General features: G+C 39.7%; 13 protein-coding genes. 2 read left to right on the plus strand and 11 right to left on the minus strand.

The features are described from left to right. Positions 1-184: 184 nt before the first annotated feature. Positions 185-322: a hypothetical protein gene (locus PSN35_RS03625; protein ID WP_300029560.1), complete on the minus strand. Its 138-nt coding sequence runs from the start codon at positions 320-322 to the stop codon at positions 185-187. A 120-nt stretch (positions 323-442) separates the two neighbouring features. Here PSN35_RS03625 and mog point away from each other — a divergent pair, with 120 nt between their 5' ends. Next, positions 443-973 carry a molybdopterin adenylyltransferase gene (gene mog / locus PSN35_RS03630; RefSeq protein WP_300029563.1) on the plus strand — a complete coding sequence of 177 codons (531 nt, stop codon included), beginning with the start codon at positions 443-445 and terminating at the stop codon, positions 971-973. Here mog and PSN35_RS03635 read toward each other — a convergent pair whose 3' ends face one another. From PSN35_RS03635 to PSN35_RS03665, 7 genes are all read right to left on the minus strand, one after another. Beyond that, positions 974-1852 carry a tetratricopeptide repeat protein gene (locus tag PSN35_RS03635; RefSeq protein ID WP_300029565.1) on the minus strand — a complete coding sequence of 293 codons (879 nt, stop codon included), beginning with the start codon at positions 1850-1852 and terminating at the stop codon, positions 974-976. A 17-nt stretch (positions 1853-1869) separates the two neighbouring features. Beyond that, positions 1870-2124, minus strand: a complete 255-nt coding sequence (locus PSN35_RS03640; RefSeq protein ID WP_300029568.1) for a hypothetical protein — start codon at positions 2122-2124, stop codon at positions 1870-1872. Positions 2125-2130: 6 nt separating this feature from the next. After that, complete coding sequence (locus PSN35_RS03645; protein WP_300029571.1) at positions 2131-4476, minus strand: VWA domain-containing protein; 2346 nt, start codon at positions 4474-4476, stop codon at positions 2131-2133. Positions 4477-4575: 99 nt separating this feature from the next. Continuing rightward, a complete protein-coding gene (locus tag PSN35_RS03650; protein WP_300029574.1) occupies positions 4576-5391 on the minus strand; it encodes a CbbQ/NirQ/NorQ/GpvN family protein in 816 nt (271 codons plus the stop codon). Between the two features lie 29 nt (positions 5392-5420). Continuing rightward, the gene (locus PSN35_RS03655) at positions 5421-5735 is read right to left on the minus strand and encodes a hypothetical protein (protein ID WP_300029577.1); all 315 of its coding nucleotides are present in this window, start codon (positions 5733-5735) and stop codon (positions 5421-5423) included. 113 nt (positions 5736-5848) lie between these two features. After that, on the minus strand, positions 5849-6196 hold the full coding sequence (locus tag PSN35_RS03660) for a ribulose bisphosphate carboxylase small subunit (protein WP_300029580.1): 348 nt from the start codon (positions 6194-6196) through the stop codon (positions 5849-5851). Positions 6197-6255: 59 nt separating this feature from the next. Then, positions 6256-7674: a form I ribulose bisphosphate carboxylase large subunit gene (locus PSN35_RS03665; protein ID WP_300029583.1), complete on the minus strand. Its 1419-nt coding sequence runs from the start codon at positions 7672-7674 to the stop codon at positions 6256-6258. A 95-nt stretch (positions 7675-7769) separates the two neighbouring features. Between PSN35_RS03665 and PSN35_RS03670 the strand changes: the two genes are divergently transcribed. Then, on the plus strand, positions 7770-8654 hold the full coding sequence (locus PSN35_RS03670; protein ID WP_300029586.1) for a LysR family transcriptional regulator: 885 nt from the start codon (positions 7770-7772) through the stop codon (positions 8652-8654). A 66-nt stretch (positions 8655-8720) separates the two neighbouring features. Here the strand turns inward: PSN35_RS03670 and groL are convergent, their stop codons facing one another. From groL to PSN35_RS03685, 3 genes are all read right to left on the minus strand, one after another. Then, positions 8721-10355, minus strand: coding sequence for a chaperonin GroEL (gene groL, locus PSN35_RS03675; RefSeq protein ID WP_300029589.1), 1635 nt, complete (start codon positions 10353-10355; stop codon positions 8721-8723). Between the two features lie 12 nt (positions 10356-10367). Next, positions 10368-10655, minus strand: coding sequence for a co-chaperone GroES (locus PSN35_RS03680; protein ID WP_300029592.1), 288 nt, complete (start codon positions 10653-10655; stop codon positions 10368-10370). A gap of 145 nt (positions 10656-10800) precedes the next feature. Further along, positions 10801-11556, minus strand: a complete 756-nt coding sequence (locus PSN35_RS03685; protein WP_300029595.1) for a sulfite exporter TauE/SafE family protein — start codon at positions 11554-11556, stop codon at positions 10801-10803. Between the last annotated feature and the right edge of the window lie 251 nt (positions 11557-11807).

Raw genomic sequence — 11807 nt, forward strand, 5'->3', positions numbered from 1 at the left:
CATTTAGACCGAGTGGATTTATCGGCGTTGGTTGGGGTTAAGCAGGCTTTGGGTGATGAGCATCCTAACACTAAAAAGACGGCTGAGAATTTAGCGAAAGCACAACGGGGCTGCCCATGACATTAGGCGTGTAGGGCGTGTTATTAAAAAATTGGGAATTATATACCTAAATCCGCAAACCTCATTAAACCCGTTCATCTAATCGCCACTTTTGGTTTTTCTCAATCTTAGATGGCTTTTTATTCTCATGCTTAACCTTGTCTTTTGGTCTAGATAACAAAACTTCTTTTAAGGCTTTTTCTACTTGTTTTAAGGTTGTCATAATTATTATAAAAACCCCTTTAACTCATCAAACCCATAACTATTAGAAACAATATCTTTTATATTTAAATATTTCGATGTTAACATTGTCCAATCAAAATTTACTACCGACATGTAATTAATGAATAACACAAAAATAAAAATAGGGTTTATTACAATTTCAGACCGAGCAGCTAGAGGGGAATACAAAGACATTGGCGGTCCTGCCATGCAAGATTGGATTAAAAATGCGATTCTATCGCCTTATGAAATAGACACAATTATCATTGAAGATGAACAGTCACTCATTGAACAAACCCTAATTGATTTTGCTGATAATAGAGGTTGCAACCTAATCCTAACCACCGGCGGCACTGGGCCAACCACACGTGACGTCACCCCTGAGGCGACACATGCGGTGTGTGAACGAATTTTTGATGGTTTTGCTGAACAGATGCGCAATGTGAGTTTAAAAACCGTACCAACGGCGATTTTGTCACGTCAAACAGCAGGCACACGAGGTAAGAGTTTAATCATCAACCTGCCTGGCAAGCCAGCTGCTATTGCCGTGTGTTTAAGTGCGGTATTCTTAGCTGTGCCAAAATGCCTAGAATTGCTGGATAATTCTAATATTCAGATTGATCTAGATTTTGTTGAGCAAGAATTTGAATAATTAAGCACTAATCAAATTAGCAAGTCGATTACGATAAGTGGTACTTAGTTCGGGATTGGTTTTTTCCAACATATTGCAAATCATGCCAATCATTTCTCTGGCAGCACCTTCTTTAAAATTTGTATCCTGTTGCTGAATCTGGAATAGTTGATCTAATGCTTTATCAACTTCATGTTGCGCAATAAAACAAATTGCCAAATCAAATTTGGCTTGATTATTATCTGGGTTTTTAGCCACTTCAATATTTAAAGCATCAATACCTTGAGTGTCTTTTGCTAATTTTTTAAAGTTTAATTGGCTTGAAATAGACAAGCCTAATTCACTTTGCATGGTTTTTTCACCAAGCTTATTAAATAAGCCTTCAGCTTGCTCCAACTCACCAATATCAATGAACACTTGCACCATGTCAAGCGCCACTCGGACATTACTTGGGTCGGACGAAATAGCTTGAGTCAACAACACAATAGCAGCTTGCGTATCTCCTGCTAAATGCTTTTCTCTGGCATGTTCACGTATTTCATCAGACGCTCTAAAAACACCATAATGCTTAAGCAAAATACGCAGCTCGTCAGCTTGTAATTCGCCCTCTTCTCGCTGAACTTCTTTGCCATCTTTAAAAATAGCCAACGTAGGTACGTTAGTAATAGAAAATTTTTCTTTAAGTGCCTCTTGTTCATCAATATCAATTTTTGCCAAAATAAATTGACCGGGAAATTCAACAGCCAGTTCAGCAATAGTATCAGACGTTTTAATACAAGGGCCAGACCACACAGCCATAAACATCGCCAATACAGGAACATGAGTTGAATTATGAATAACTAAGTCTTCATAATTACTTTCGCTTACTTCAAAAATTAACGGTTTGTTTTCTTCACTCACTCTAATATCCTTTATGATTAACGAGGCTCAAATAAAATAGCCTTAATTGATTGATAATTAGTCGCAATATTGCGTAAATTTTCTTCACCCAACTCCGTCTCAACCCTGCCCTGATTCAAATCCCGAACTTGATCCGCATACATTTTTTTCAGTGTATCTAATGTAGCCACAATTTCAAGAATCGTTGGACAGTTTACATCTACCCAATCTTGAGGCAGTGTATGTGGATATTTAGGAATAAACTCAATGATTTTTTCATCATCTTCAAACACAACTAATTATGCAGTTAAACTGGCAAATAGCAATGGTAATTGTTCAGGTAATTTCTCGACGTTATCAATAACTGTGTAGTTGTTTTCACCAAAAATTCGCTTAACATAACTATCCGCATGTGGATCTAGCGTTAGGCAGTAGGTTAACACGCCCGTTGAGTACAACTCCTCAACTGCTTTTTTGGTGTCAAAACGTAAGTGTTGCGGATCTGTCTCATCAATATCTGCTGGCTCACCATCAGTGACCAATAAAATTAACTTGCGCTTTTCTTGCTGTTTATGCAAATGAGCGCCTGCATGTCTTAGTGCAGCACCCATTCGTGTCGATAAACCACCTTTCATACCGGCAAGGCGTGATCTTGCTTCATCGTCAAAATGTTGATTAAAATCTTTAAAACGGAAATATTGAACATCATGGCGACCATCTGAGGCAAAACCATGCAGTGCAAATGGATCACCAATACCTTCAATAGCAGTTGATACCAGCGTAGCAGCTTCACGTGTTAATTGCAATATAGTTTTATCAGAATCACCCACAAACTCATTAGTTGACTCAGAAAGATCAAGCAAAACAACGACCGACAAATCACGCGTGTTTAGCACGTTACGCATAGTGATGCGAGGATTGGGTTGCTCACCCATGCGAATAGCAATCATGGCATCAATGGCTGCATTGATATCCACTTCATCACCATCTTCCATGCCACGCTGACGCTGAACACCAGCTGGCGCTAACAGATCAATAATTTGTCGAATTCTATGAGCAATAGGCTTGTGCTCTGTCAAAATTGCTTCAATATCTTCTGGATTGCCTTTACTAGCGCGCCTTTCATAAATCGTCGCCCAATCAGGACGGTGAAGCTGTATTTGGTAATCCCACTCATGATAATGATAAGGATCCGAAATTGGCTCTTTACCCCACTCATCATTAAATGATCTAGAGGTGTCTGTTAAATCGTCCTCATAAAAACGCATAATATCTTTACAGGTCCAAACTTCTTGAGCATCATCACCTGCTAACTCACAATCAACCTCATGTGCCATCATTAACGGGCTCACTTCATAACGCACTTGCGCTTGACTGGCGGCCATATATTCAATACCCAACTCCCAGTTAATATCTTCATAATGCCAAATAATACGATTGTCATCACGATAGTCAATACGGTAGCGCTCTAAAATTCTAAGACTAGGGATTTCTTTTCGACCTTCGAATATATTATAAAGCTCTACACCCATTAACCAAGCAAAATGATTATCGTCTTGATTAGCTTCAATTTCACTGTGGAATTTTTCTGCAAAACTATTCAACTGTTCATCAGCACCCTTTACTTCAGGATCTAACAACTGCAACGCAAAATCTTCTAGGATGTCCATGGTTTTATGTTCAGCAGGCTCTTCGTGCTGTAAAACCATTAATGAGCGCCACAGTTTTTTCAGACCTGGAAAATCATTAATTGCTTTGTATTCAATTCGTGCATCTTCAAGAAGACCAATAAAAAACATTTGTGCAGGGCTCAATTGCTCTGCTGACATAGATTTATTTGTGTACATCATATGAGCTGCCATATGAGCCACTGTTGCACGATAAATTTCTAACCCTGCAATGCCTTCTGCATCATCCAATGCATCCGGTACATAAATAATACGATCCTCAACATAGGGTCTAAAATCAGCATAATCAGCACCCGTTGGACGGATAAAGAAATCACGACCCCATAACGCACGCAAATAAAAATTCAGCTTACGTTGAACTCTAACAAACAAAACGCCACGACGCTCTTTTTCAAGCATCGCTTTAGAGTCTGCTGTTTCAAGTGAAAAATAAGACGTTAAGTTTTTAAAATCACGTCGATAGGCTTTTGCACCAAACCCAGACCAACGTCGCAGACCACTTAACGTTAACTTAGAAAGTAATTCATCGATGTTTAATAGCATCGGGCGCAAGCCACGAGCAGCAGTTGAAGCTAATTGATGAATCAAAGTTAGGTATCCGCGCACTAATTGAGCATCACCCAAGTGTCTAGAAACCACTGGAAGTGTTGACAATAATAAAGAGATTACTTCGCCAGAAGTTAAAGAAGAGGCTTTCATTGCAGCGGTTACACAGTCAGGAATAATATCCTCACCACATTCTTTGGCAATTTGCGGCATCACCTCTAAATAGGTGATTACTAGATCATTACCTCTACCTAGGCCACATAAAGACTTAGCGCCATCCAAATAATCTTTAAGACCTGCTGGAGAAATAACCCGTGCAGCATCCTGAAAAGTTGAATCTAAAACACCTCTTACCTCAGGAGCAATCTTTTCTAGAAACTCTGCATAATCTTCAAGTACAACTTTTGACATAACAATCCACCTTGATCAATTACTTCAAATCAACTTGCCAGGTCAACGATATTAACGCCACCTAACAAGAAAACTTACCGTTTACAATTAAACTAAAATTTAGCCTAAAAATGTTTGTACAGCGGCATTAAGCGTATCACGCATATCCGGATCATCCGTTAACGGGGTAATCATTGTCATTGAACAAGCCGCCTGCGCATCTACGCCAGAGGCAATCAGCTGACCTGCATAAACCAATAAACGAGTAGAGATACCCTCATCTAATCCGTGACCTTTCAGATTTCTTGCGCGATGTGCAATTTGCACTAATTTTTCTGCTGTTGCTTGATCAACACCAGATTCTTTAGTAACAATTTGAACCTCTAAATCAGCTTCAGGATAATCAAAATCCATACCACCAAAACGCTGCTTAGTTGACTGCTTAAGGTCTTTCATCAAAGACTGATAACCTGGATTGTAGGAAATCACTAATTGAAAATCCGGGTGTGCCTTAATCAGTTCACCTTTTTTGTCTAGTGGCAGTTCACGACGGTGGTCGGTTAATGGGTGAATCACAACCGTGGTATCTTGGCGTGCTTCTACAATTTCGTCTAAGTAACAAATTGCGCCAATTCTAGCAGCAGTTGTTAGCGGGCCGTCTTGCCATTTAGTGCCATCTTTATCAAGCAGGAAACGACCAACTAAGTCAGAAGCAGTCATATCTTCATTACAAGCAACACTGATTAACGGCTTGCCTAATTTCCAAGCCATATGCTCAACAAAACGTGATTTACCACAACCAGTTGGCCCTTTAATCATCATCGGCATACGAACAGCGTAAGCAGATTCATAAAGCTCAATTTCGCTATCAATTGCCTCGTAATAAGGCTCATCTTTAATAATATATTGTTTTGGATCTACTGTTGTTTCAGACATATTGTCTCCTTACTTTATACTTATATTAATTACTCTTCATCATCTGTTTCATCTTCACCAGACCAGCCGGCTAACTTTGCTTTTTTAATAGCCTCATCATGAATTTTAGCATGTCGTTTTGCTAAATCCTCAGGCAAATGACTAACTATACATCCGTATTTATCCCATTCATCATTAACCTTTTGCAACAATGCATCAATACCTTGCATATTCCACCCTTCACAGGTTTCACTCTCGTCAATTAAGCCAAACACCCAGCCATCACGAATAATCTTGCCGATGGTTGTCATGCCGCCGTTTATTTCATTATTAATGCCGACATATACATTTGGTTTACTTGCCATAATACTCACTATTTTAAAATATTTTTGTCTTTAAAAGCCTGTAATCAAGCCTTTAAAGACAAAAAAACCCCAACAAACAAGGCCGGGGTTTTCTGTTGAAAACTAACTAAATATTAGATAGTGTTTCCACGGTGAATTACCATTGACGCGCCTGCACATTGTGCAAAGTTGTCTAATCCTAGTAGACGGATATGGTTATTCGGGTGTGCTGCTTTACAATTCTCAATTTCTGTAAGAATTGCATCAACTTCTGTTTCACCAAACATTGGAAGTTTCCACATGTACCAAAATGATCCAGCTGCGTGCTCTGGCTCAGTATGTTCAATACTTGGGTTCCAACCTTGATTGATGATGTATTGAATCTGCTCACGTGTTTGGTCAGCGTTCATTGCAGGTAAGTATGAGAAAGTCTCAAATTTACGACTTTCAGCGTTACCTAAACTTGATTGATAATCTTGCATATTAATGCTCCTTATATATTAGTTAAATAACAGGGTTTTAACACCCTGTTAGTGACACTTTACTTGTGTGCTGCGTCAATCTTGTCAACGGTATCGAATTCAAACTTGATTTCTTTCCAAGTTTCCATTGCGATAGCCAATTCAGGACTGTGCTTAGCTGCAGTAGTAAGAATATCTTTACCTTCTTTTTCAAGTTCACGACCTTGGTTACGCGCTTCAGTACAAGCTTCAACCGCTACACGGTTTGCTGCTGCACCAGCTGCGTTACCCCATGGGTGACCCAACGTACCACCACCAAACTGTAATACAGAATCGTCGCCGAAAATGTTTACTAGTGCTGGCATGTGCCATACGTGAATACCACCAGAAGCTACAGGGATTACACCCGGCATTGCGCCCCAGTCTTGGTCAAAGAAGATACCGCGTGAACGATCTTCTTTAATAAATGAATCACGCATAATGTCGATCCAACCTAAAGTAGCCTCACGGTCACCTTCAAGCTTACCTACAACCGTACCTGAGTGTAAATGATCACCACCAGATAAACGTAAAATCTTAGCTAATACGCGGAAATGGATACCGTGATGCGGGTTACGATCTAATACCGCGTGCATTGCACGGTGAATATGTAATAACATACCGTTGTCTTGACACCATTGCGCTAGACCTGTGTTAGCAGTCCAACCACCAGTAATGTAGTCATGCATAATGATTGGAGAACCGATTTCTTTAGCATACTCAGCACGTTTCATCATTTCGTCAGTAGTTGGCGCAGTAACGTTTAGGTAGTGACCTTTACGCTCACCCGTTTCAGCTTCAGCTTTCTCGATAGCTTCTTGTACGAAGTCAAAACGAGCTCTCCAACGCATGAACGGCTGTGAGTTAACGTTTTCATCATCTTTGGTGAAGTCTAAACCACCACGAAGACCTTCATAACATGCACGGCCATAGTTCTTAGCTGATAAACCTAACTTAGGCTTAATAGTACAACCAAGTAATGGACGACCATATTTGTTCATGATGTCACGCTCTAACTTAATACCTTGAGGCGGACCATTACAAGTCATTACGTATGCAATTGGGAAACGAATGTCTTCAAGTCTAAGTGCACGTAGCGCTTTAAAACCGAATACGTTACCAACTAATGATGTCATTACGTTTACAACCGAACCTTCTTCAAATAAATCAATTGGGTAAGCTACAAAACCGTAGAAACATGTATCGTCACCTGGAACGTCTTCAATCGCGTAACAACGACCTTTGTAGTGATCAAGATCTGTTAATAGATCTGTCCATACTGTTGTCCAAGTACCTGTTGATGATTCCGCTGCAACCGCTGCTGCAACTTCTTCACGTGGCACACCGTCTTGTGGTGTGATTTTAAAACATGCAAGAATATCCGTCTCTAAAGGCTGATAGTCCGGCATCCAATAAGTTTCGCGGTAATCTTTAACACCCGCATCATAAACTTTTGCCATTTTTATGGTCTCCTTTCATTAAAAGAACCATCATCATACAATAGTCTTTAAATAATGTAAAATAATATTTATTTATTAAATAATAAGTTTTACTTATGATTAATTACACACTTAAACAAGTGTATAGCTTCGAGGCGGTCATTCGTTTGAAAAGCTTCACTAAAGCCAGTAAAGAATTGTTTGTTACCCAACCTGCGGTCTACATGCAAGTGCAACAACTCACACAAAATATTGGCTCAGATCTGATTAATACCCAAGGTAAAACTGTTACACCAACACATATTGGTTCAAAATTTTACCATACTTGTGTTGAGGTGATTGGCACGCTGGAAAACAGTAAAAAAGATATTGAACAAACACTTGATCCAGATTCTGGCCATCTACAAATCGCCGTTGCCACCACAACCAACTCATTTGTCTCACGAATATTGGCTAAATTTAAAGCTCAATATCCTAAAATGACCTTTCATCTAGAGGTAACCAATCGAAAAATGTTGCTCGAAAAGCTCACTAATAATACAGCTGATTTGGTTATTATGGGTGAGCCACCAATCGAGATGAACCTTGAAACGCAGCCATTTATGGAAAACCCACTTATTGCTATTGCGCATCCAGATCACCCTTTGCTGGGTAAAAAAAATTCCATTAAAGCCCTTAATAACGAAACTTTAATTACGCGTGAAGAAGGCTCGGGTACTCGCATTACCATTGAACGCATTACTGGCATGCAGTTTAACTCTGATATTCAAATTAACTCTAACGAGGCTATTATTGAAGCAGTTCAAGCTGGATTGGGTATTGGTTTTGTTTCCAAACACACTGTTAAACTCGAACTGGAGAACAATATCATTAAACAACTTGATGCAGAAAAATTTCCCATCACTCGTCATTGGTATGTCGTACATAATAAAAAAACTAACTTATCGCCTATTGCTAAGCGCTTTAAAGAATATATTATCGATCATAGTGATTTATTTTAATCTTGCAAAAAAAAAGACCTCGTAAAACGAGGTCTTTTTTTTAACTTGCTAATAACTTAAATCAAATTATGCATATTGATTCATAGGGTTACCAGCATCAACTGCAGAGCCAGCTGAGGCATCTTGAGGGATATCTGTAATCATCGCCTCTGTTGTAATCATTAGTCCTGAGATAGATGCTGCGTGCTGAAGCGCTGCACGCGTTACCTTAGTTGGATCAAGGATACCCATCTCTAACATGTCGCCGTAAGTTTCATTACCAGCGTTGTAACCGTAGTTACCTTCACCATTAGCAACGTTATTTAGCACCACTGATGCTTCACCGCCACCATTAGTCACGATTTGACGCAGTGGCGCTTCCATAGCACGCTTAGTTAGCGCAATACCGATATCTTGGTCATGGTTGTCACCTTTAAGTCCGTCCAAAGCTTTAATAGCACGAACCAATGCAACACCACCGCCTGGCACCACGCCTTCTTCAACTGCAGCACGAGTTGCATGTAGTGCATCATCCACACGGTCTTTCTTTTCTTTCATTTCAACTTCAGTAGCAGCACCTACTTGGATCACCGCAACACCACCTGATAATTTAGCCAAGCGCTCATTAAGCTTTTCTTGATCATATTCTGATGTGGTTGTTTTTAATTGTGCGCTAATTTGAGCCACGCGACCATCAATAGATTCTTTGCTACCTGCACCATCAACAACCACAGTTTCATCTTTTCCAACTTCAACACGCTTAGCAGAGCCAAGCTGTACTTCTGTTACCGTTTCTAGAGATAAACCTACCTCTTCAGAGATAACTTCACCACCGGTAAGAATAGCTAAATCTTGCAAAATAGCCTTACGACGATCACCAAAACCAGGTGCTTTAACCGCTGCCACTTTAACAATACCACGCATGTTGTTAACAACCAAGGTTGCCAATGCTTCGCCTTCAATATCTTCAGCGATAATCAACAAAGGTCTGCCTGATTTTTGAGCAATCTCCAAGGTTGGTAGTAAATCACGAATATTTGATACCTTGGAATCATGCATTAAGATTAATGGTGACTCTAAATCAGCACTCATGGTGTCTTGATTATTAACAAAATAAGGTGATAAGTAACCACGCTCAAATTGCATACCTTCAACCACTTCCAGTGCATTTTCAAAACCTGAGCCTTCTTCAACAGTAATAACACCCGCTTTACCCACTCTTTCCATCGCCTCAGCAATAATGTCACCTACTGATGCATCTGAGTTAGCAGAGATAGTGCCCACTTGCGCAATGGCTTTAGTGTCATCACAAGGTTGTGACAAATCACGCAGTGCATTAACAGCAGCAATGGTTGCTTTATCAATACCGCGTTTAAGATCCATTGGATTCATACCGGCAGAAACAGATTTAACACCTTCAGCGACTAACGCTTGAGCAAGTACGGTTGCAGTTGTTGTGCCGTCACCGGCAATGTCATTGGTTTTAGAAGCAACTTCTTTAACCATTTGCGCACCCATATTCTCAAATTTATCTTCTAGTTCGATTTCTTGAGCAACTGACACACCATCTTTAGTAATGTGAGGCGAGCCAAATGAACGATCAATAACAACATTTCTACCTTTAGGGCCAAGTGTTACCTTTACTGCATTAGCAAGTAAATTAACACCGTCTAACATTAGGCTTCTGGCATCTGCGCCAAATTTAATTTCTTTTGCTGACATATTTAATTCTCCTTATTCAACAATTGCAAGAATGTCTGATTCGTTCATTACTAATAATGTTTCGCCATCAGATTTAATTTCAGTGCCCGCAAATTGACCAAATAATACTTGGTCGCCGGCTTTAACTTCCATAGCGATCACTTCGCCAGTATCAGCAACTCTGCCGTTACCTGCAGCAAGCACCTCACCTTGTGAAGGTTTTTCAGATGCTGAATCTGGAATGATTAGACCACTTGCAGTGGTTTTTTCTTCTTCTGTTCTACGAACAATAACGCGGTCGCGTGTTGGACGGATGTTCATTTTTTCTCCTAAAATTAATCAACGTTAGCAATGCCTTTATAGGGCTTTATGTTCAAATGAGTAAATACTACTTAAGCAAAAATACAGCACTTGTCTGCTAGAGTATGTAGGGCTGATTTTTACGCTTTCAAGGGTTTTGCTGAAATTATATTATTTTTTTAAGTAAAAATATAATAGCAATCAATATAACCACACCTAGAGATTTTTCCATAGTCTTGGCGCTGTACTTAAATGAACCCAAATAAGAGCCTAAAAAACCACCGGCCATAACCGCCAAAACTAAAGGAACATAGTCTAATAAATCAATCGAATTGTATTGCAGTCGAGAAATTAAGCCTGACAATGAAACCACCCACACAAACACCACGCCAGCGGCGGCCGCTTCTTTTTGCGTGCCTAAGTTCAGCATAATAATTAAAGGCACTAAATACACCCCACCACCAATACCAACAATACCTGCCACCAATCCCAAAATAGAACCAGCAATTAATGATATGACTATCTTTTGATTTTGACTGAGTTGCAGTCTAAAACCGGTGTCTTTCCATAGGTAGATCCGAGCTGCCACCAAAATAAGTGAAATTAATAGCACCCATAAAAATACTTCTTTAGGCAGATTCAGCGCCCCGCCCACGTAAGCAAATGGAATGGCGGAAATTAAAAATGGCAAAATAATACGCACTTTGCCGTGACTATTTCTAAGGTAGTTATAACTACCAATAGTGGTAACAAACAGATTGAGTGACAAAGACACCATTGGAATCACTAAAGTTGACATGCCTGATATCACCATAATGGCAGTATACGACGAACCGCCACCCATCCCAACAGACGAATAGACAAACGCCACTATAAAAAATAGTAGTGGCAATATAACTTCAATTGATAAAACAGCCTCCATAGCAGATCATTTTACGGAGTTGTTAATTAATAATATTTGACCTAAGTCAATGATTAAGAGAATACCACCGTCTTATTGTTACAGGTTAATACACGATCTTCTAGGTGAAATTGCAAGCCTTTGGCCAGGGTGGCTAATCTTTGTATTTATATTCAGGTAAATCTTGCGCTTCAATTCTAACAACTTTTTTGTTCTCCCTATCCCACACAACCGCATAATGCCCCAGAGCTTTTTTAATAGCTAGCGCTTTA

It is taken from the genome of Candidatus Thioglobus sp., assembly GCF_028599055.1.
GTDB lineage: Bacteria > Pseudomonadota > Gammaproteobacteria > PS1 > Pseudothioglobaceae > Thioglobus_A.